This is a genomic window from Paenibacillus sp. BGI2013, from assembly GCF_002843485.1.
GTDB lineage: Bacteria > Bacillota > Bacilli > Paenibacillales > Paenibacillaceae > Paenibacillus > Paenibacillus amylolyticus.
On the sequence record NZ_PJFA01000014.1, the window covers coordinates 137,663 to 159,312 of the forward strand.

Annotated in this window: 15 protein-coding genes; 8 read left to right on the top strand and 7 right to left on the bottom strand. The window is 46.6% G+C overall.

The window, feature by feature from the left end; all coding sequences use genetic code 11:
• Positions 1-354 precede the first annotated feature (354 nt).
• From CXK86_RS26410 to udk, 3 genes are all read right to left on the bottom strand, one after another.
• Positions 355-1,626, bottom strand: a complete 1,272-nt coding sequence (locus tag CXK86_RS26410) for an S-layer homology domain-containing protein (RefSeq protein WP_076254194.1) — start codon at positions 1,624-1,626, stop codon at positions 355-357.
• 356 nt (positions 1,627-1,982) lie between these two features.
• Complete coding sequence (csaA, locus tag CXK86_RS26415; RefSeq protein WP_036674663.1) at positions 1,983-2,312, bottom strand: chaperone CsaA; 330 nt, start codon at positions 2,310-2,312, stop codon at positions 1,983-1,985.
• 110 nt (positions 2,313-2,422) lie between these two features.
• Positions 2,423-3,055 carry a uridine kinase gene (udk, locus tag CXK86_RS26420; protein ID WP_017691162.1) on the bottom strand — a complete coding sequence of 211 codons (633 nt, stop codon included), beginning with the start codon at positions 3,053-3,055 and terminating at the stop codon, positions 2,423-2,425.
• Between the two features lie 312 nt (positions 3,056-3,367).
• On the opposite strand from udk, the gene CXK86_RS26425 reads away from it, so the two are divergent.
• The 4 genes from CXK86_RS26425 to CXK86_RS26440 all read left to right on the top strand — a co-directional run bounded on the left by CXK86_RS26425 (position 3,368) and on the right by CXK86_RS26440 (position 8,783).
• Positions 3,368-4,213: a PRD domain-containing protein gene (locus tag CXK86_RS26425; protein WP_235200849.1), complete on the top strand. Its 846-nt coding sequence runs from the start codon at positions 3,368-3,370 to the stop codon at positions 4,211-4,213.
• A gap of 138 nt (positions 4,214-4,351) precedes the next feature.
• Entirely contained in the window at positions 4,352-6,280 is a 1,929-nt protein-coding gene (locus CXK86_RS26430) for a beta-glucoside-specific PTS transporter subunit IIABC (protein WP_076254191.1), read from the top strand.
• Between the two features lie 79 nt (positions 6,281-6,359).
• On the top strand, positions 6,360-7,817 hold the full coding sequence (locus CXK86_RS26435) for a glycoside hydrolase family 1 protein (protein ID WP_076254188.1): 1,458 nt from the start codon (positions 6,360-6,362) through the stop codon (positions 7,815-7,817).
• Positions 7,818-7,823: 6 nt separating this feature from the next.
• Positions 7,824-8,783: a 2-keto-3-deoxygluconate permease gene (locus tag CXK86_RS26440; RefSeq protein WP_076254185.1), complete on the top strand. Its 960-nt coding sequence runs from the start codon at positions 7,824-7,826 to the stop codon at positions 8,781-8,783.
• A gap of 103 nt (positions 8,784-8,886) precedes the next feature.
• Here CXK86_RS26440 and CXK86_RS26445 read toward each other — a convergent pair whose 3' ends face one another.
• Positions 8,887-9,570 carry a type 1 glutamine amidotransferase domain-containing protein gene (locus tag CXK86_RS26445; protein WP_076254183.1) on the bottom strand — a complete coding sequence of 228 codons (684 nt, stop codon included), beginning with the start codon at positions 9,568-9,570 and terminating at the stop codon, positions 8,887-8,889.
• A 383-nt stretch (positions 9,571-9,953) separates the two neighbouring features.
• Here CXK86_RS26445 and CXK86_RS26450 point away from each other — a divergent pair, with 383 nt between their 5' ends.
• On the top strand, positions 9,954-10,418 hold the full coding sequence (locus CXK86_RS26450) for a hypothetical protein (RefSeq protein ID WP_051450029.1): 465 nt from the start codon (positions 9,954-9,956) through the stop codon (positions 10,416-10,418).
• Positions 10,419-10,532: 114 nt separating this feature from the next.
• Here the strand turns inward: CXK86_RS26450 and CXK86_RS26455 are convergent, their stop codons facing one another.
• The gene (locus CXK86_RS26455; protein ID WP_101314830.1) at positions 10,533-13,553 is read right to left on the bottom strand and encodes a DEAD/DEAH box helicase; all 3,021 of its coding nucleotides are present in this window, start codon (positions 13,551-13,553) and stop codon (positions 10,533-10,535) included.
• A 5-nt stretch (positions 13,554-13,558) separates the two neighbouring features.
• On the bottom strand, positions 13,559-15,334 hold the full coding sequence (locus CXK86_RS26460) for an SWIM zinc finger family protein (protein WP_101314826.1): 1,776 nt from the start codon (positions 15,332-15,334) through the stop codon (positions 13,559-13,561).
• A gap of 283 nt (positions 15,335-15,617) precedes the next feature.
• On the opposite strand from CXK86_RS26460, the gene CXK86_RS26465 reads away from it, so the two are divergent.
• Positions 15,618-16,436 (top strand): endonuclease/exonuclease/phosphatase family protein, encoded by an 819-nt coding sequence (locus CXK86_RS26465; RefSeq protein ID WP_076254176.1) that lies wholly within the window; start codon positions 15,618-15,620, stop codon positions 16,434-16,436.
• Between the two features lie 169 nt (positions 16,437-16,605).
• Here the strand turns inward: CXK86_RS26465 and CXK86_RS26470 are convergent, their stop codons facing one another.
• Entirely contained in the window at positions 16,606-17,433 is an 828-nt protein-coding gene (locus CXK86_RS26470; RefSeq protein ID WP_017691152.1) for a methyl-accepting chemotaxis protein, read from the bottom strand.
• 370 nt (positions 17,434-17,803) lie between these two features.
• Between CXK86_RS26470 and CXK86_RS26475 the strand changes: the two genes are divergently transcribed.
• Together CXK86_RS26475 and CXK86_RS26480 are read left to right on the top strand one after the other, a co-directional pair.
• Positions 17,804-20,047 carry a glycoside hydrolase family 88/105 protein gene (locus CXK86_RS26475; RefSeq protein ID WP_076254174.1) on the top strand — a complete coding sequence of 748 codons (2,244 nt, stop codon included), beginning with the start codon at positions 17,804-17,806 and terminating at the stop codon, positions 20,045-20,047.
• Between the two features lie 262 nt (positions 20,048-20,309).
• Complete coding sequence (locus CXK86_RS26480; protein ID WP_076254172.1) at positions 20,310-21,647, top strand: ABC transporter substrate-binding protein; 1,338 nt, start codon at positions 20,310-20,312, stop codon at positions 21,645-21,647.
• Positions 21,648-21,650 lie beyond the last annotated feature (3 nt).

A 21,650-nucleotide genomic window follows, 5' to 3' on the forward strand; every position in this document is an offset into this window, starting at 1 on the left:
TCTAATGAAAGATTTACGCAGACTAATGATGAGTTTGGTTTGTTAGTATCGGGGTTATTGCTTAATGTTTGGCCGTTGCACTCTCCATCTACACGCCATCTTAAATTATCAAGCTGGTAAACATAAACACCGATATTAGACATTCCACTGCCCTCAACGGGGATTACTTTTTTCTGCGACTTTGCAGGTGATGGAGGGACTATATGAGAGGCTTCTAACACTGGCTTTGTTCCAGGCCCCCCTCCAGCAAAAACAACTGAAGGGGTTTGGAACAATATACACAATGTTATATATGCTATTAATAATTTTTTTAATGATTTATAGAACTGCACATTGGAACACCCTTTTCATAATTTAATTTGGAACTACAGTATAGTTTGTTCCATCTTTGAGCGTCAGGCGTACTCCAGGATTTAGTGACTTATCAAAATGTAAGAGACCATGGCCCCAGTAAACAGGGTTCTTTACGATAAACACGCCTTTGGGTCCGAGTAAATCATTTATATGTTTAGGTCCATACTCGCTAAAAGCTTTGGTGCTTGGTGAAGTTAGAGCATTAATAGTTGGGGAATGGATAAGACTACCGGCTTGCAGTTGATTCATAGAGTTCTTAATACTAATATCAAACTCTGTAAAAGAATAATAAGCGCCTCTTAGTAATCTATCTTTTTCATCAACGAAAACAGGATAATAGATACTTCTCTCAGTTCCTTTTACATATGGATTGACGATGATCCAGTTCTTGACCTTCAGATCTGCATAATTCGTTACTGTAACTAATTCTTGATTACGAACTTTCCCGAAATCTCCAGTTACTTTGCTGTAATCATACGATTCAGAAAATTTTTCTGGTCCTGCTTTCTGATACTTAGGCGCAATAACATCCAAATTCGTCCCCGTCAAGCCCACCGCCCGCAGTTCGTTCAGACCCTGAAAATCGGCAGGTTTTGTCTTGGCAACTGCTGCATAACGGGCGATCAATACAGCAACTTCCGCGCGAGTGGTGGTACGATCAACGCCAAATGTTTTATCGTTTGCCACACTCATAAGTCCTGTTCCCAGGGCAACGGCTACTGCATTTTTTTGAGCGCTTGCGAGTTTACCTGTGAAATATTCCTTTGCGGGCACAACGGTGTTCGTCACATCAGAGAGTGCTTGTTTGTACTCAGGATCAACCACGGTTAGTCCTTGCGTCAGCCAAGTAGCCATTTCGCCTCGTTGAAGAGCGCCTTGTGCGTCCAATTTGCCCTTGTAATTAGAAGGGTTGATAAAACCTTTTGCTATAGCAGTAGAGACACCACTTTTTGCCCACTCGGGGATGTCCGTGAAATTGTTTTGTTCTTGTGTCGTTGCATTAGGCTGGTCGGATAGACGCCCCAGGATACTTGCCATTTCAGCTTTGGTGACCGGTGAGCTTGGTTTAAATGTCCCGTCGGCATACCCCTTGAAATAACCTTGTTCCACGGCTGAATTAATCGCTGCGGATGCCCAGTGTGTAGCTGGAACGTCCTTGAATTTAGTTGTAGCTTGTGCGGCTTCTACAGAACTCCCAACACCTCCAAAACCTGCGATACCCCCTGTTAATAAAGCTAATGCCGTTACGCCGGAAATCATCATTTTTTTCATGAATCTTACTCCTCTCAATTGTGAATTTCTCTCCTTGATATGTACTTTTCAGGCTACTAGATACTAAATTTGTAATAATAATCAATATTCTACCATGTATAACTAGGCTGTTGGTATGATTTATCAACAAAACTCCTCCTCTCCGCTCAACCCTTACTACTTCTCCAGACCTATATTTCCTCAAAAAACACAAAAAAAGGCCACGAACCCGCAGATTCATAGCCTTATGCTTTAAGGTCTCCAACATATGTAATTCCATCAATAGTCAATTCAATAATCAATTCAATAATCAATAAATCAAGAATACTCGATTTCCAAACATTTGAAAAGCCCTATTCTTCTTACTCAAAATAAAGTCAGGCTATCGGTGTTCCATTAGGTAATGGACTATCCGGTGTGAGCAAGGCAACATCGCCTTCACCAGGCACGCCGCCCAGCACAAGTACTTCAGAGACAAAACCGGCAATCCGGCGAGGTGGAAAATTAACTACAGCAACGACCTGTTTGCCAATGATCATGTCAGGCGTGTATCGCTGGGTAATCTGAGCACTGGAACGTTTCAGGCCAAGTGGTCCGAAGTCGATCGTCATTTTGATAGCGGGAATGCGAGCTTTTGGAAATGGTTCGGCTTCCACCACGGTACCAACCCGGATGTCATGCTGCATGAACTCTTCAAAAGTAGCCATAGGGGGAGATCTCCTTTCAATTATGGGGATTATTATAAATGAAAAATCAACAAAAAATCCAGATTACGCTGTATCGTAATCTGGATTTCAGTTGTGTTGCTTGCAGTAAATTAAGCGCCGTTCCAATTTTCCCCGGTGAGGTATTTCTCGGTGAGGATGGATAACATCTGAATACCTACTTCATTATGTCCGCCTTCTGGAATAATGATATCGGCATACTTTTTGGATGGCTCGATAAAAGCATCATGCATTGGTTTTACCGTTTCGAGATATTGTTTGTACACGGATTGGATCGTGCGTCCGCGTTCTTCAATGTCTCGTAGTACTCTACGTAGAATCCGCACATCGGAATCAGTATCAACGAATACTTTGATGTCCATCAGACTGCGAAGATGTTCGTCAATCAGCACATGTAACCCTTCTACAATGACAATATGGTTCGGTGCCAGTTCAACCGTCTCATTGGCAGCACGGTTATCTATGGTGAAGTCATATACGGGAGCATATGCCGCTTGGCCTTTTTTCAACAAGGTGAGATGCTCAATCAACAGATCATTATCGAATGCAAACGGGTGATCGTAATTGGTGAGTCGGCGTTGCTCAGGTGTGAGCTGCGACTGGTCTTTGTAATAATTGTCTTGGGATATAAACGTAACCTTACCTGATCCCAGACGGTCTATGACGGAGCGAGCTACCGTCGTTTTACCGGAGCCGGTTCCTCCGGCGATACCAATAATGAGCATGGTTGTTCCATAAGCCTCCCTAGAATGGCAGCATAATCATGAATAAAGGGCACTGATCCACAATCGATTCAGCACCTTTACCCACATGTCTGTCTGTGAATACACAATTCCTTCATTGTACCACAGCGCTTTGTTTTTTTCATCTGCTTTGCAGAGGCATGTTTCCCTAAGATTGGATGATTGACTTTTTCGAAAACAGCACTATAATAAACTTATATTCATAACACGGACTGTTACTGGGGAAACCAGGCATGACCGAATTCGATTGCTTTACTGTAATCGCTTTCGGTCTTTTTTTATTTTTGTTGGGGGGTGAGAACATTGAAGGTTATCAAGAAGGTAAACAATAACGTAGCCATCGCTATTAATGAACATAACGAAGAGGTTTTTGTCGTAGGCAAGGGTGTAGGATTTCTGAAAACGCCCTATGAGCTGACGGAGACGGACTTGGTGGAGAAAATATTTGTAGCACCAAAGAACATCCGTATGTATGACCTGCTGAACAGTATTCCGATTGAGGATATTTATCTCGCGGAGGAAGTCATCAAGCTGGGCAGTCAGATCCTGAATAAAACATTTAACCCGAATCTGCTTCTCACCCTGTCCGACCATATCAGTTTTGCATTGACCCGAACCAGAGAAGGTATCCGTATCAAAAACCCGCTGGAATGGGAAGTGCGGACACTCTATCCGGACGAGACCCGGGTGGGGGAGGCTGCGCTGAAGCTGATTCAGGAAAAAACGGATATCGCTCTGCCAACAGCCGAAACAACACTGATTGCTCTGCATTTTGTTAATGCACAGGTTGGATCGGGAGAGATGACGGATACCACCAAGGTGACCACAGTTACGGGCGAGATTCTGTCCGTGATCAAATATGCGCTCAAAATTGACTTTCAGGAGGATTCCATCCACTTCATGCGCTTTGCCACACATATCCGGTATTTCATTCTGAGGCAGATGAGCGGTAAATCGCTCAAAGACGAGAATGAATCTCTGTTCCTGATGGTGAAGGAGAAGTTTCCGAAAGAACTGGCTTGTGTGGAGAAGATTGCTGACTTCCTGAAAAATAATTACGGCTGGACCTGTTCGGATGATGAAAAATTATATCTGATTCTGCATATCCAACGATTGATTTCGAATGAACCAACGGAATGAACCTAATGAAAAACTAACCGAATAATCCATATTGGACTGTTACTGATTCGATCAGGCATGACCAAGCGTAGGGAATGACGATTCCCCGGCTTGGTCATTTTTTATATATCCAATTTATTCATGTAGAGGAGAAGGGTCATGAACAACAAAGACTTGGCTAAAAACGTACTTGATCTCGTTGGCGGCGAGCAAAATATATCGGGTCTGACACACTGTGCAACCCGTTTGAGATTCGTATTAAAGGATGATAACAAAGCAGACCTCAAAGCGTTGGATCAGCTCGAAGGGGTGCTCAAGGCACAAAATTCCGGTGGACAGGTTCAGGTTGTTATCGGTGCCAAAGTAGACGCGGTATACAGTGAAGTGAAGAATCTAACTTCTGACAAGATTGGCGAGCTTACGGAGTCTACAGACAGTGGACCGAAAAAGAGACGTAACCCCGTCAACGTAGTGCTTGAAACCATCGCAGGTATATTCACGCCTGTTCTGCCAGCACTTGTTGGTTGCGGGATGATCAAATGTTTGGCTACCGTTATAACTGCCATGGGTTACCTGGAAGGCTCCGGCTTCCTGACGATCATTAACATGATCGGGGATTGTATTTTCTACTTCATGCCATTCTTCCTGGCTGTTAGTGCAGCAAATCGTTTCAAAACCAATCCCTATTTGGCGGTAGCTCTTGCTGCGGGGCTGATGCACCCAACCATTTTGAACGCTGCGGCTCAGATTGCTGAGACGGGTGTAAACAGTATTGATTTTCTCGGCATGCCGATTCTGTTGATGAAATATTCCTCTTCCGTCATTCCAATCATTTTGGCGGTATGGATTATGAGTTATGTGTATCCGATCGTCAATCGAGTGATTCCCAAGTTTCTACAGGTCCTGCTTACCCCAATGATTGTTTTGTTCATTATGATTCCAGTGGAACTGATCGTGCTTGGCCCAGTAGGATCATATATCGGTGACTGGTTGACCAACGGCATTAACTCATTGTTCTCAACCGCAGGTGTTCTTGCAGGTGCGATTCTTGGATTTTTCAAACCGATCATGGTCATGTTTGGTATGCACTATGCCATCATGCCGATTCAGGTTCAACAAGTGGCTACCCTGGGTGCAACCGTGCTGTTACCAACGGCACTGGCAGCGAATTTGGCTCAGGCTGGAGCGGCCTTCGGTGTGTTTGTCCTAACGAAGAGTAAAACGATGAAATCAGCGGCTGCTTCGAGTGGATTCACCGCTTTGTTCGGGATTACCGAGCCAGCGATCTATGGTGTAACGCTAAAATACAAACGTCCGTTTTTCGCAGGTTGTCTGGCAGGAGGATTAGTTGGTGGATTCTACAGCTTGGTGCATACAACAGCGAATGCAATTTCACTTCCAGGTGTATTGGCAATTGGCACGTATTCCTCTGATCGTTACATGTATGTCGTTATTGGTTGTATTGCCGCCGTTGTACTCGGGTTTGTGTTCACGCTGTTGGCTGGCATCAAGGAAGATACAGATGGAAATAAATCGCAGCAACAAGCTACGAATAAAGTAAATAGCAATCAAACAGCCGTTGCCACAGAGGCAACTACAGCGTCCGTATCATCACTGACATCCACGTCTTCTGACATGCTTATCGTTAGTCCAATGACAGGGGAGATCAAACCGATCTCTGAAGTGGAGGATCAAGCGTTTGCCCAAGAATTGATGGGTAAAGGCATTGCAATCGTTCCGACAGATGGCAAGGTATATGCTCCATTTGACGGGGTAGTCGAAGCACTATATCGTACCAAACATGCTATCGGATTGAAAGCTGCGAATGGTGTCGAGATCCTGATTCATATCGGGGTGGATACCGTCAGTCTGAAAGGGAAATATTTTAACGCTCATATCGAACAAGGACAGACAATCACGGCTGGGGATATATTAGTGGAGTTTGATCCAGAAGGCATTACGTCAGCAGGATATAACACGATTACATCGATTGTGGTAACCAACATGCAACAGTACGGAGATGTGCTGACTACAGCGACCAGCGGCCCGATCCGGGAGAGTGAACCTTTGATCAAGCTGATTCCGTAAGAACTGCTCATCTTTTCATTAAGCTACAAGTTACAAGCTAGATGGTCTTAATAACACGTAATAACAGGAGGAAACTAAAATGACGAATTCCAATTTTCCAAAAGATTTTTTATGGGGCGGTGCACTGTCTGCCTGTCAGGCCGAGGGAGCTTATAATGTGGACGGCAAGAGTCTGACCATCCCTGAAGTGATGAAATTTAACGAGAAGAACGACCGCAAAGTGACCAAGCAGATCAGAGTGAATTGGGAGATGATTGAAGAGGCCAGGAATGACCCGGATACCGTGAAATATCCGAAGCGCCGGGGGATCGATTTTTATCATAACTTCCGTGAGGATATCGCCTTGTTTGCTGAAATGGGTTTCAAAGTATTCCGTTATTCCATTTCATGGGCCAGAGTATTTCCAGGTGGCGACGATGCCGCTCCGAACGAAAAGGCACTAGAGTTCTATGATCAGGTGATTGATGAATGTCTAAAACAGGGTATGGAGCCCTTGATCACCATCAGTCACTTTGATACGCCAATTGTACTGATGGACAAGTTCGGAGGATGGTATAACCGCAAGCTGATCGATCTGTATGTGAACTATTGTGATGTGTTGTTCAATCGCTACAAGGGCAAAGTGAAATATTGGGTGACTTTCAACGAGATCAACATGAGCGTGAAAGCATCGGCCAAAACGCTGGGAATCATTGATTATGATTCTCCAAATTATGAAGAAATGCTGTTCCAGGGGCTGCATCATCAATTTGTAGCTGCGTCCAGAGCAACCAAGATGGCACATGAGATTGATCCGAATAACCAGATCGGAAGTATGGTGGCTTATTTTACAACGTATCCTTACACTTGCAAGCCGGAGGACGCACTCCAGATGCAACAGGATGATCAGATGAAAAATCAGTTCTATCTCGATGTGCTCAATAAAGGCGAGTACCCTTACTATAGTAAAACGTATTTCAAAAACAAGGAGATCCAGCTGAATATCGAGGACGGCGATCTGGATAGCATTAGTGCACACACGGCTGATTTCGTGGGGATGTCGTATTACAACTCGATGATTTCCAGCAGTGATACGGAGCAGCTCGAACTAACGGCAGGTAATGTACACAGCGTATATAAAAACCCGCATCTGCCCGCTAACGAGTGGGGGTGGCAGATTGATCCGATTGGCCTGCGGTATACGCTTAATCTCGTCTATGATCGGTATCAAAAACCTGTCTTCATTCTGGAGAATAGCTCAGGTTTCTACGATAAACTGAATGAAGACGGAACGATCAACGATCCTTACCGGATTGATTTCCTAAGCAAACATATCGAACAGATGGGACTCGCCATTGCTGATGGGGTCGAGGTGTTGGGATACACGATGTGGGGACCCATCGATATGATCAGTTCAGGGACTTCCGAGATGAGCAAACGGTACGGATTTATCTACGTGGATCAGGATGACTATGGAAATGGTACGCTGAAAAGATATCGTAAGGATTCCTTCTTCTGGTATCAGAATGTGATCCGTACCAACGGAGCAGAACTGTAACGCACCATGAACATTTTGGGTCGTATCCAAAAAATACCCGGCGGCTTGCTGATTGTTCCTATGCTGGCCGCCGCGGTCATCAACACGGTGTTTCCATCATTTTTTCAGATCGGAGATCCAACAACAGCGTTGTTCACATCGAAAGGTACCATGGTGCTGATCGGTATGATTTTACTGATATCAGGAACACAGCTTAACTTGTCACAGCTTCTAGTGACTTTGAAGAGAGCAGGGGTGCTCTGTATTTCACGCATCCTCATCAGCTGCCTGTTCGGATGGGCGTTTGTACACTTTTTTGGCATAAGTGGGGTCGGGGGAGTTTCTGCGGTAGCCTTCATTGCCGTTCTGACCAGTTGTAATCCGGGATTATATCTGGCCTTGATGAACACGTATGGAGATGATGTGGATCGTGCTGCTTTTGGCATTCTGAATCTGATCGCCGTACCGGTTATTCCGGTCATGATATTGAATTCGGCAAGTGGCGTCGGTATCGATTATCTCAGTGTACTTGCTACGCTAGTACCTTTCTTGATCGGGATACTGCTTGGTAACCTGGATAGCAACATACAAAAGATGTTCGCTCCGGGAACACTGATTCTACTACCTTTTCTAGGTACCAGCTTTGGGTCCAATATTGATCTGCGTATTGCATTTCAGTCCAGTCTGTCCGGCTTGCTGGTCACCGTGTTATTTTTGCTGATCTGCATGTTGCCGCTCATTGGAATCGATCGAACGATATTAAGACGACCAGGTTACGCAGCGGCTGCGACATGTTCGGTTGCTGGATTGTCCATGGTGGTGCCTTCGATGGCTGCCGGGTTCAATCCGGCGTATACGCCATATGTAGACACAGCTATCGCTCAGATTGCGTTTGCCGTGATCCTGACGTCGGTGACCGTGCCTTATATCGTGAAGCGTTTGGCTGGAGGAACAGCAACGGAAGCTTCTGCATCAACAAATCACTAGAAAAAACAGCATGTGTTCTGTCAGATTATGACGGATCACGTGCTGTTTTGCTTTGTACATCTATATGATCTCCTGGGGGAGGAGAGGGATCGATCGGTTTATTTTAGAGACCCAGCAGTTGTTTAACACTTTCAGCTACAGCTTTGCTAGATTGCGGATTCTGTCCTGTGACCACGCGGCCATCTGTTGTGACATAGGAATTGAAGGCAGCAGCTTTATCATATTGTGCAGCGCGTTCTCTCAAAGCATCTTCCAGCAGGAAAGGAACATACTCGGTTTGTTGAGCCAATGTTTCTTCTTCATTCGTGAAGCCGGAAACGGTTTTGTCGTTGATCAAAAGCAAGCCGTTGGACAGCTTCACATTCAACAGGGCTGTAACTCCGTGGCACACGCCGGATACAACGCCACCCTTTTCATAGATTTCACGAGAAAGCTCTTGAAGTTCAGCATTATCCGGGAAATCCCACATCGTACCGTGACCGCCTGTGAAGTAGATTGCATCGTAGTCACTTGCATTCACTTCGCCAGGTTTCAACGTATTTTTCAATTGGTTCATGAACGTTTCGTTCTCGAAATAGGTTTTGGTGCTCTCATCCAGAGAGTCGCCCAGACTTTTCGGATCAAGAGGTACGTTCCCGCCTTTAGGGCTAACCAGATCGATCTGAACATTGTCATTATGGTCAAACTCTTCAATAAAATGAGTTGCTTCGCTCAGCCACAAGCCAGTAGGCTCGTCCTTTGTTGCGTACTTATCTACATTTGTTAGAACAACCAGTATCTTTTTCATATTAAAACCTCCCGTAAAGTATATAACATCAATTTATATTAAATATCACAAAATTAAATTGTGTAAAATCTATTAGTAAATATAACATAACCATGTTCTAAAGTAAAATCATGAACGTATCGTCAATCTCCAATGTGACTTTCAAGCGTAGGAGTATAGAACAATCTAGTCGTAGTAAATATGCCTGTAAGAATGCACTTTTACTTATTATGCCCTGCTTAATTTACTCAAATTGTAAGCGGAGGTAGGCGTGTGTAAGGGGAAACGAAATTAATTCAAATTTGAAGTTAATTTGATTGTACAACTAGTTCTTTTGATTTAGAATGGCGGAAGATGCCAACAAAAAACTGGTACAAATTACATATATACTTGGAGGAACATTCATGAAACGTTCAGGCAAATTTTTCGCTTCAACAGTGGTTGCTGCTGTTGCTGCAGTATCCATCGTCTCTTCAGCTTCAGCGAGCACAGTTTCAGTCTCCAACATCTCTGGCGTAACACCTATCAACATTAGCAGTATGGATATCGAAACGGCTTTGATGATGGTTCAGAGCGAACGCGCCAAATTGCTGGATGCGCAATTGCAAACACAAATCCAGGAAGTACAGAACCGTAATCAACAGATCGCGGATTTGAACTCTCAATTGCAGATCGCCCAGCAAAACGGGGATGAAGCAGCTGTTCAAAAGCTGAAAGGTCAAATTGATGCTGCAAGCAACTCGCAACAGATGGACATGCTTCGTCTGCAGTCCATGTCCAACAAGCGCAATGAAGCGTTTGATGTCATGACAAACTTTGTCAAAAAAATGCAGGATTCAAGATCATCCATCATCGGTAACATGCGTTAAGAACGGATGATTAACTGCTGCAACAATACAAAAAGAGCGAAGTCGGAATTCAAATTCCGAAACTTCGCTCTTTTTGTGTTTCTCTTTTTTATGATATATATCATCTAATCCAAGTTAGCCCGACCAGTCACGACGCCGAGTGAACAGATCCTGCAACTCGTCCGTCGACAATTCGGTAATCCAGTTCTCAGAGCTTGTGATGATGTTATCGCTGAGCTGCTGTTTGCTCTCCAACATCTCGTCGATCCGCTCCTCTAATGTGCCAAGAGAGATGAACTTATGCACCTGAACATCTTTGGTCTGACCCATCCGATAAGCTCTGTCGGTGGCTTGATTCTCAACAGCAGGGTTCCACCAGCGGTCAAAATGGAACACATGGTTGGCTGCGGTCAGATTCAATCCCACACCGCCTGCCTTGATGGACAGAATGAAGACGGACGGTTGCTTATCCTCAGGCAATGTACGGGATTGGAATTCCTCAATCATACGATCCCGTGCCGTTTTGGAGGTCCCCCCGTGCAGATACAGCACAGGCTCCTGCAACTCCTGACGCAGTACCTGTTGCAGCATCTGTCCCATACCGATGTATTGGGTGAAAATAAGGCATCGCTCGCCTTCGTCCCGCAATTCCCGGACAAGTTCCATCAGTCGTTCCAGTTTTGCGGAGCGACTAATCAGCATCGCCATATCTTGCGGACTGTACACGTCATAAGCAGATGTTAATGCGCCGTCTTCAGGCAGTTCCTCAGGCAAAGCCTCTTTGGTCAACAGCAGAGGGTGGTCACACAGCTGCTTGAGCTGGGTTAACGCCGATAGAATGGCACCTTTGCGCTTGATGCCTTCCAGCTCTTTCATTTTATCCATCAGGGCCTGTACGGACTGGTCATACAATGCACTTTGTTCGCCCGTAAGGTGAATATAGGTTTTCATCTCGTTTTTGTCCGGCAGATCAAGCTGGATATTGGGATCTTTTTTCTTACGGCGTAGCATGAATGGTTTCACCAATTGCTGTAGATCCTGCATGCGCTGCTCATCTTTATCTTTTTCAATGGCACTGATGAAGCGAGTCTGGAATGCCCGGGCGTTGCCCAGATATCCTGGATTGATAAAGTCATAGATCGACCACAGCTCGGACAACCTATTCTCGATCGGCGTACCTGTCATGGCAATGCGGTGTTTCGCCGGGAAACTGCGGACCGCCAAGGACTGTTTGGTCTGGGCGTTTTTGATATTCTGCGCTTCATCGAGACAGATGCATGCCCAGGTGTAGGTTTGTAACATCTCTTGATCCAGTGTAGCCGTAGCAAAGGACGTGATAATAATATCCACCTGCTCGGTCTGCTCCCGGAATTCTTCTCCACTTAATCGGCGTGCGCCATAATGCAGACTGACATTAATGGAGGGTGCGAAGCGGCTAATTTCCTTTTGCCAGTTGCCCAGTACGGAAGTTGGGCAGATCAGAAGTACCGGGGCTTGTCCCGGCTTGCGTGGTTCATGATCCTTGATGTGTAACAGATACGTGATGAACTGAATGGTTTTCCCGAGACCCATATCATCGGCAAGACATGCCCCAAGTCCGAATCTGCGCAGGAAACCAAGCCATGCAAAACCTTCCTTCTGATACGATCGCAGCTCGGCATGAAGCCTTGTCGGAATGGGCAGGGAAGGTGCGCCGCCTTGTCCGCCCCCGAGTTGTGCAATAACCCGGTTCAGGTGCTCATTCAGTTCTACTTCCAGCCGAATGTTCTGATCATCCTGTGGTTGCTGCTCTTCCTCGGTTTGTTGTCCTTCCTTCCATTTCTGGTTGCGATATTCCCGTTGCTCATTGTGTAGCAGATGCAGGTGCAGAATATCCTGGAATGAGAGTCCCTGTTCCCGATCTACACCGCCCATGGCACGACGTATCTGTTCCAGCAGATCGGGGTCGAGAGGAACCCATTCTCCACGGAAGCGAACCAGTCGTTCATTACGGGCAACAAGGTCGGCGAACTCATCTTCGCTGAGATCGGTGTCACCAATCGCAATTCGCCAGTCAAAATGAATAATCGAGTCCAGTCCAAAGAACGACTGTCCCCGTTCACTGCCTTCCTCCGGCTGCACCTTAGCACGCAGCTTTGGTTTCTTCTTACGGGCTGCTTCCCACCAACCAGGTAGCAGAACTTGCCAGCCCGCTGCGAGCAACCTGCCGCTATCCTGCGTCAGGAACTGCCAGGCTTCCTGATCTCCCAAAGGATCACTCAGCACATCCCGCCTACCACTAATGGAGCTTCCAAGACGCGGCAGATGTGCACGCAGCTGATCCAGCCATCCGGCCGAGCGATCCAGAATGAACGGTGTCCATACCTCTGGCCATTCACCTTCAAGTCTGCCCCGTGAATCCAGCATGACGGGCACCAATACAGCGGCATCCAGCTTGTTCTGCAACACCAATCGCAGCCGCCAAGATGGCTCATCCTCGTCCGGCTCCTGCAATTGCAGCATGGGTCTGAATGGTGCGGCATCTGCTTTCCAGCCAATGGATACGAGCCAGGACTGAGCATCCATCCCGGCTGTCTTGGGTAGAGTGCCGCGCTCTGGGAACAACTGCGGGAATTCACGCCGCAGATCCGTTGCAGCTTCTTCCGAACTGTACCAGCGCTGGAATACAAAGGCGGAATAGGCCGCCCCAAGTCCTTCGGCATAACTCTCGTCCGTTTGCTGAACCGCTTTGGTAAGCGATGCCCGATCCTGCTTTTTCAAGCTATCCGGGTCCCAGGTCCACTGAAGCTGTCCTGCACGGTATGCCTCGAAGCTAGGTACGTATTTTCGTTTCTCTATGGAGGATGCCAGTGCTGGAGCTAGTCGAATCAGATGTTCCGCTTGTTCGTCCCACTTCCATTCAATATGAAGCAGCGTATGCATCTCGGCAAAAAAGGGAATCACTTCTTCCGCAGGCAGAACAACCAGCTCAATCTCCTCAATCTGCCGAACTTCCAGTTCGGTCCCGTAGAAGGAAGGCGCATGCCAAGCGAACAATCGCTGCTTAAGCGACTGTCCCGGTACAAAGTGGTGTGTGTTGAGTGCTCCGTAAAACAAAGCATCGCCATATCCGGTTAAAGCGACGTGAACCTCAATCGTTTCAGTGTAAGGATGAATTAAGCTCATGAGATCAGTTTACCTTTCCGAAGCTCTTCCTGCAGGGCGCGCAGCCGACTGTTACGAACGGCGAGTGTGGTGATGAATTGCTCCCAGTGCGCTTCTTGCTTCATTTTTTTATAGATTTTGGACAGACGTTTCAACAGCTTCACCGCTGCTTTGTATCCGTCCCTGTTTTTGTGTCCGATATAACGCTCCACTGCCTGATGATAGAAGGGAAGCAGCAGCTCAGGTGCATCTTTTTCGATTGGTTGCAGCATCGCTACGCGGAATTCGAGAGGTTCCGTTCCCGTACTCAGCTGAAAATCAATCCATCTGCGCCACTGTCCACGCGAATGCATAGCATCCTCGTAGGCGGGGCGGGAGTGGGGAAGCATACTGACAAGCGTGTCCCACATACGGTTCTCTGCATCGGGCAGATGTTGAATGGCCGTATCCCATAGATGCATGTAATCATTCAAAGGTGTATTACGCCGATTCGCCAGAAGGGGGCCAAGTTGTACCAACCAATCCCCAAGTCGCTTCCATTCAGCCGAATCTGCGAGTACATGGAGAAAATGCAACAGTTGTTCTGGCGGGAAGCCGTAGGCCGAGCTTCCATGGATGAGTCGCTGCCATGCCTGATCATCTTGCCCCAGATGGAAGTGCATCCAGCTCTGCGCGAGTATGAGTGGTAAAGGCAGTGTTACGGCTTTGCCTGGTCTATCACTACTACTTCCATTATTTTGAGCGCTACCCAAGACACTCCCACCTGACTGGGAAGGTGACGAAGCGGCGGTTATATTGCGTTCTATATCATCTAAGATGGCCTGTTCCGACACTAACATGTCCCACGACCCTTGCAGCTCAGGTACGATCCAGTTCAACCACAGTTGTCGATAGATCGGAGTGAAGAACATCATGCTGGCTGTCTCAGGCATCATCTGTTTACGTAAATAAGCTGAGGTTTCAGACAGTCTGTTCCAAAGTTGTTCAAGCTTGTTTCCCTTTAGACCTGACAGGTCTAGTGGATGGTTAAAGATCCGTTCAATGTCTTTCTGAAGTGCATCCACCGCGAGCTGGGCAGGGTAGCTCAAGTACACGGGGGTATGAGTGATTGAATTACGAGCCGGCGGCACGCAGAATCGGATGAGGTGCAGCTGCACATGTAGTTCAAAAAGTTGGTCCATTGCAGCGGACAGCCTTGGTTTAATGGCATACAGCTCGTCCGTTGCTTCCTGTACGTAGGATGTGCTTGCTGTGCCAGTACCCAGCCGTCTCAGACATGAGTGGAATAGTTCGTGCCATTCCGAGATTTCGAGATCAGCAAGCTCTGTTGCACGTTCCTTGATCTGGCTGTATTGGTTGTCCGGAATGTCCATATCCTGTTGTTCATCGGCATCTGCATAGCTGGATATTCCTGCGGACATGGCCCCGACGGGTTTGGTCGTTTGTTTGAGTGCAGTACTGGAGTGCGCATTCACAATGGCATGGACAGGTCGCTCCAGTTGCTCGGCATAACTCATTAATACAGCCGTCATATGTTTGCATACGGAACTCACCGGGCAGGTACAATGACTTGTAGTCAGGGATTGCATGCTTAGTGTGACCTCGTACTCTTCCGATCCTTGTACAACGGCCGAGATCCCTTGTTGTTCGGAATAGGTTAATGGTCCGACACGTTTCTGTTTATAATATTGGAATCCGCGCATGATCGTCAGGTTATTAAAATGCTCTGCAACCTGCCTGATCAACTGTTGCCACTGCGCATCATCCATCCTCATGTTATTCGGTATGTTCATCATTCCATCTCCTGGGGTAAACATAGGTTCAGTAATCACCACGTCTATGACGTGATGTTGTAAATTTGTTGTATCCATCATATCAGTTATGAGCCAATCCGTGCATGGGTTATGAAGAATTTGAAGTTATTTTAGACCAACTGGAATCAGGATGAACACGTCGGTTCTGCTGGCGGACGGAATGCATGATTGCACCATATTGTGTATGCTTATGGTATGTATTCCTTTCAGGAACGATGCAGGCCGGGGAAACGGCCATATTACACACAACAGGAGAGAGCATATGAAAATACTTACGTTAAACACACACGCTTGGGCGGAAGAGGATCAACTGAACAAGATCAGTCAGCTGGCTGATTTTATTAATACACATCAATTCGATGTGATCTCCATGCAGGAGGTCAACCAATCGATGCAGGAAGTCGCGCTTTCTGAAGAAGAACTGAAGATGTATTATGCTACTGAACCCGATGCAGTGATTAAAAAAGACAACTATGCCTACGTCCTGCTTCAGCAGCTGACAGAACAATATTACTGGACGTGGATTCCCGCGCATGTCGGGTTCCAAAAATACGATGAAGGACTGGCGATCCTTAGCCGGACGCCGATTAAGCAGGCTTTTGGGGAATACGTGTCCCACATGCGAGATTATAACAACTATCGTACACGCAAGATTGTGGGAATTCAGACAGTCGTCCAAGGTGAAGCAACCTGGTTTGTGAACGGACATTATAACTGGTGGGATGATGCGCAGGAACCTTTCAAGGGACAGTGGGAGTTGACGGAGAGCAAGCTTGCCCCCTACATGGACCAGCCGTTATATATAATGGGTGATTTCAATAATGTCGCGGAAGTGCGTGATGAAGGTTATGATTATATGATGAGCAAAGGATGGAATGACCTGTATACCACAGCATTGCAAAAGGATGAAGGAGCAACCGTGGTGAAGGCCATTGCCGGCTGGGCAGATAACAAACGCGATCTTCGGATCGACTATATTTTCTCCAATCGTCCGATTCAGGCTAAATCTTCTACCGTGGTCTTGAACGGTAAAAACGGGCCGGTCGTGTCCGACCATTTTGGCGTCGCTGTAGAGATATAACAGCCGTGTGACCATAAACTATTAAGGTGATATCACCACAAATACGAAACAAAGCCTCCGCTGACTTCCTGTTAAGGGAAGTGTAGCCGGAGGCTTATTTGCATTCAAACATGATTTCCTATGTACATGTAATATGGTTTGTTCTTCCTGTTACTGTGGAACTGGCCTACTACTCGAGCGCCAGCATCTGATGTACGAACTTTTTCAGATTCGCGCTTGTCTCACTAAGCTGTTCGATACTTTCCATGAACTCGGTAACAAGCTTGGCCTGATCCACTGTTGCGGTTGTAATCTGACCGATCTCCTGCTCCATATGTTTCATGGAATCTTGTACGCTGCCTAGGGATGATTCGATATCAGCTGCTGCTTGCTTCGTATGATCTGACAGCTTACGTACTTCACTGGCAACCACACCGAAGCCGGCTCCCTGATCGCCCACACGGGCTGCCTCTATCATGGCGTTGAGTCCAAGCAGATTGGTTTGTTCCGATACTTCACGAATGACGTTTGTTACTTTACTTACACTGACCGAGTTCTCTGAAGCTTTTTTGGAATTGCGCAGAATCTCTTCCGATGTCGCGGAGAGTTCCTCGGAATGTGCCGCAATCTGCTGAATGCCGCCGACGAGCGCATTAATGGTTGTTTCATTTTCACGGATCAGCGTTTCCAGTGTCATGTGACTATCCAGTGCGTAGTTCACACCCAATATACCCACGACCTGATCGTTCTCTTTAATAGGGATTAGAATGGCATCAAAAGGTCTGCCTTGCAGATCACCAGGCATGCGTGCCACGGTACGGGAATCTCTGTTAGTCAGCATTTTGAAATGTTTATAATCATCATGCAGCTCATCCCCAACCTTCACACCAATCTCCAGACTTTTTGCTTCGGAAAAATACAATACTTTCTCATGATCATTAATGGATATGGATATGTCGTCACGGAACATTTGGCTAACAAAAGGCATAGCATTTACCAGAGATTCAAGAGTATTCAATGTGCATCTTTCCTTCCCGATACAAAAAGTGGAATTTTTCAATCTAGTATTTATATCGGTAACGTTTTCTCGTTTTTAAACCATTGTTTAAATTTAAGTTAACCTAGAGAGAAAAGGCGACTAAATCCGATATAATTGTAAGCGTAATCAAAAATCTGTAGCCACCACCGAACATGTCAGTTATACTGGGATTATTATTCGGCTATTCAGAAGATAACCAAGGGACATACCTATTTCCCGGTAAGGGGATTACCCACCTAGGTTAAGCGCTATACTTTATTACTGCATATTAGTTTGGTGCTCCAGTGTGGATGGTATGAATGTTATGATATAAGACTTTATTTCAACGGGAGAAGGATGTGTGCCATCGATGACGACCTATTTCAGTGAACCACAGAGCATGTATTACCGATTTGGAGAAGATCAGGATCAGGTGTTGAAGGTACTGGCCGAGAGGTATATTGGAGCCAATGCACAGGCTGATTTTGTATATCGGGTATTCCAGAAGTCTGGTATTTTGCAAAATGAAAAAGGGCTTTATGATCTGAATTTAAGTAAACGCTTTCCTGATGCACCTAAAGACCATATATCCTACGCAGCTGCATTGGTTTGGGGGGACGAGGACCGGAATCTGGACGTGTTGGTCCGCTGTTATGGGCCTGTTCGTTTCTATTTCAATGAGCAGTTGGTCTATCGCTCTACCGTAATGGATGAGATTAGTCCAGACGCAACGGTGAAGCTCAGCATCGATATCAAGCCTGGTTGGAACACCATTTGGCTGGAGATGAAAAACACCCCTGCCGGATTTGGCTGCCAATTTGGGTCAGATGAAGGAAAAGTGCGCATTTTGAATGTATATGCTCCATTTCAGGAGAGACAGGGGCAAGCGGGGTGGGTGTTCTCCCAACCGAACCCAGCCACGAGTAAACAACCGGACCTGCTTGGAAAAGAATCAGACGTCAGCTTGAACTGGCTGCCTGAGACAGGCTGGTCTGATGAAGATAAAACCAAGCCAGCTTTCGAGCGAATATACGGAAATCTTGCTGGTAAGCATGCTTATGCTTGGACCCACCTGAACAATAACGATTCAACCGGGAATGCAGTGCGATTGTCAGGTCAATCTTCCGGTTCTCTAAGTATATGGATTAGCGGCAAGCCTGTGGCGCAAGTGAAGGAAGCGGGTCCGTTCGAGGTGGATGTACCAGCTTCTTTTGGGCGGAGTGACCTGCTTGTCCGAAGTGAATATGACGATACGGCTGGACCTTGGCATTTTAATTTGAACGCAACCGTGTCGGGTAAGCCGCTCTCACTGGAACTTCCTCAGCGTGTGCACGGAGCTAATGGAGAGTCTTGGTTATATGTTGGACCTTTTGAGTCGGAGGTTGAACCGGACTTGGCGGATCTGACTCGAACGGACCGAGTGTATCAAACGGGTCTAGAACAGACGTATTGGCGCTTAGATCGACCGGATGCTTGGATCAGACCTTATTATGAGAATGCGATGTTAAGCAACAAATGGACAGTGGGCAGTGTGACCAATTATGGTCGCTGGGATTATCCATTGGGTGTCACTGTATATGGTCTATTACGGACGGGGCGTTATTTGCAAAGACCGGACATTACACGTTATGCGGCTGAGCATGTGCAGGCATGTACCCAGATGTATGAATACTCCTTATGGGATCGGGAGCAGTATGGTTTCCCGGCAGTCAATCAACAATTGGTCATGCTGAAAATGCTGGATAACTGTGGTTCTTTTGGTTCGGCCATGCTAGAAGCGTATTCCGAGTGTCATGAACCAACGTTTCTTCCGATTGCTGAACAGATTGCAGATTTCATGCTTTCCCGCCTGGAACGGCAGGAGGATGGTGCATTTTATCGCACATGTGTAGGGGAGTATGCCGAGAATACCATGTGGGCAGATGACCTCTATATGAGCACGCCGTTTCTCGTTCGTTATGCACGGGTGACAGGCAACTCAGCCGCATTGGATGAAGCCGCCAGACAATTTTCACTGTATCGGAAGTATCTGTTTATGCCTGAGTTCAAGATCATGTCCCATGTGTATGATTTCAAATACGGACAGGCAACGCAGATTCCATGGGGACGGGGAAATGGCTGGACACTGTTTTCCTTGACAGAGGTATTGGAAGCTTTGCCAACAGAGCATCCCGAGCGCCCAGCCTTAATAGATTTCTTCAATGAGCTGTGTGAGGGGTACGCAGCGCTTCAAGGGGAAAGCGGGTTGTGGCATCAGGTGTTGAATGTTCCGCAGACGTATGAAGAAGCCTCCTGCACGGCGATGTTTGCCTATGGTTTTGCGAGAGGTGTACGCTTTGGCTGGTTCAAAGACCCTGAAGTTTACGTCACAGCTGCCGAGCGGGCTTGGAAGGGACTTATCTGCAAAGCCATTGATCGTCAAGGGAGTGTGCATGGCGTGTGTAGCGGATCACGATATGCGTTTACGGCAGAGTATTATGATCAGGACTTGCGTACCGTTACCAATGACAATCACGGAATAGGCATTATGATGCTGGCAGGAACTGAAGTAGCAAAAATGAAGAAACATCTGGCTGAACACAGGGTGTCTTCACCTGCCGTCTCACATTCCTGACAGACCACCGAGGTCTGATTTTCATACTATCGTTTCTATACAACAGTCTTCTGCTCCACGTAATACGGTTGTATATCCGTAATCATATTTGAGACGGGATCATCACCGCCGGGAATATCATTCCTGGTGGTTTTTGATTCCTGTAACTCCTTACTTTTTTGACAGGAAAGCTTACTTTTGTTTATGTCATGTACAGTAATAGACCGATACAATAGGTTTTGTAAGCGATTCCATAAATGCAAAAAGGGGAGGAAATTCATTTATGATGATTACAAAAAAGTGGGTAACCCTGTTCTGTCTGTCCCTGTTATTGTTCGCTACAGCCTGTTCTGGAGGGGCCACCGATACATCTTCTTCTGGGGAAGCAAGTGGAAGTGAAGGAGATTCATCAGGTAAGGTTGAACTGCGCATGACCTGGTGGGGATCACAGACTAGACATGATCTGACGACCAAAGTGATCCAATTGTTTGAAGAGAAACATCCGGGAATCACCATTAAACCTGAATATTCCGGTTGGGATGGTTACTTTGACAAGTTGACTACACAGGTAGCCGGTTCAAATGCACCAGATATCATCCAGATGGATTACGCCTTTTTGACTGACTTTGCCCGGCGTGGTGCCTTGCTTGACCTGACTCCGTTTGCAGAGAGCAAAGAGCTGCGGACAGAGGATCATGATCAGAGCATGATTACAGCCGGTTCGATTGACGATAAATTATATGCAATTACCCTCGGAGTTAACGCACCAGGTGTCATCTATGACGCCACCGTATTTCAGGAATTAGGTATAGAAGAACCACAAGAGAGCTGGACATGGAAGGATTTTGGGGATATTGCGACCAAGATCGCCGCAGCCAAAGGTGAGGGGTTCTATGGATCGGCAGACATTTCCGGTACAACGAACATGTTTGAAGTGTTTATTCGGCAATCCGGAAAAGGATTGTTCGACGGTGGCACAATGACAGCTACCAGCGAGGAGCTTCAGCAATGGTTCGATATGTGGAGCGCACTACGCGAGAATGGTGGAGTGACCACAGCGGAGATAACGGCATCCACAACCAATGCGCTGGAGACACGTCCGATCTCACTGGGCACAGCCGCCATGGATTTTGCATGGTCCAATCAATTGCTGACATTCCAGCAGGTGAACAAAAACCAGGATCATAAACTTGGCATACAAGTGCTTCCGCATGGTGTAGGTGAAAAGCAAATCGGGGAATATCTGAAACCAGGCCAGTTCCTCTCCGGTTATGGCAAAACCAAACATCCAAAGGAAGTTGCCATGTTCATCGATTTCATGGTCAATGATCCAGAAGCAACCGCTATTCTTGGTTCTGAACGTGGGGTGCCAGTCAATTCCAGCATTCGTGAACAGATGCAGCCTACGCTGCCGGAAGCGGAGCAAACCATTTTCCAATTTATCGATACTGTGTCGAAGAACTCCAGCGAGATTGACCCGCCATACCCGCAAGGATTTGCTGAAGTGGACACAAGTTTCAAGAGCGCAAGCGAGCAGATCGCCTTCGGTCAAGGTAGTACTCCGGATGTGATTGCCCAGTTTATTGAAGGAGCCAAGGCTACGCTTGGATCGAGTCAATAATGA

Excerpts from the sequence above, each read along its gene's own strand:
- CXK86_RS26475 (WP_076254174.1), top strand. The coding sequence starts at position 17,804 with ATGACGACCTATTTCAGTGAACCACAGAGCATGTATTACCGATTTGGA.
- CXK86_RS26430 (WP_076254191.1), top strand. The coding sequence starts at position 4,352 with ATGAACAACAAAGACTTGGCTAAAAACGTACTTGATCTCGTTGGCGGC.
- CXK86_RS26465 (WP_076254176.1), top strand. The coding sequence starts at position 15,618 with ATGAAAATACTTACGTTAAACACACACGCTTGGGCGGAAGAGGATCAA.
- CXK86_RS26440 (WP_076254185.1), top strand. The coding sequence starts at position 7,824 with ATGAACATTTTGGGTCGTATCCAAAAAATACCCGGCGGCTTGCTGATT.
- CXK86_RS26460 (WP_101314826.1), bottom strand. The coding sequence starts at position 15,334 with ATGAACATACCGAATAACATGAGGATGGATGATGCGCAGTGGCAACAG.
- udk (WP_017691162.1), bottom strand. The coding sequence starts at position 3,055 with ATGCTCATTATTGGTATCGCCGGAGGAACCGGCTCCGGTAAAACGACG.
- CXK86_RS26450 (WP_051450029.1), top strand. The coding sequence starts at position 9,954 with ATGAAACGTTCAGGCAAATTTTTCGCTTCAACAGTGGTTGCTGCTGTT.
- CXK86_RS26435 (WP_076254188.1), top strand. The coding sequence starts at position 6,360 with ATGACGAATTCCAATTTTCCAAAAGATTTTTTATGGGGCGGTGCACTG.
- CXK86_RS26445 (WP_076254183.1), bottom strand. The coding sequence starts at position 9,570 with ATGAAAAAGATACTGGTTGTTCTAACAAATGTAGATAAGTACGCAACA.
- csaA (WP_036674663.1), bottom strand. The coding sequence starts at position 2,312 with ATGGCTACTTTTGAAGAGTTCATGCAGCATGACATCCGGGTTGGTACC.
- CXK86_RS26410 (WP_076254194.1), bottom strand. The coding sequence starts at position 1,626 with ATGAAAAAAATGATGATTTCCGGCGTAACGGCATTAGCTTTATTAACA.
- CXK86_RS26480 (WP_076254172.1), top strand. The coding sequence starts at position 20,310 with ATGATGATTACAAAAAAGTGGGTAACCCTGTTCTGTCTGTCCCTGTTA.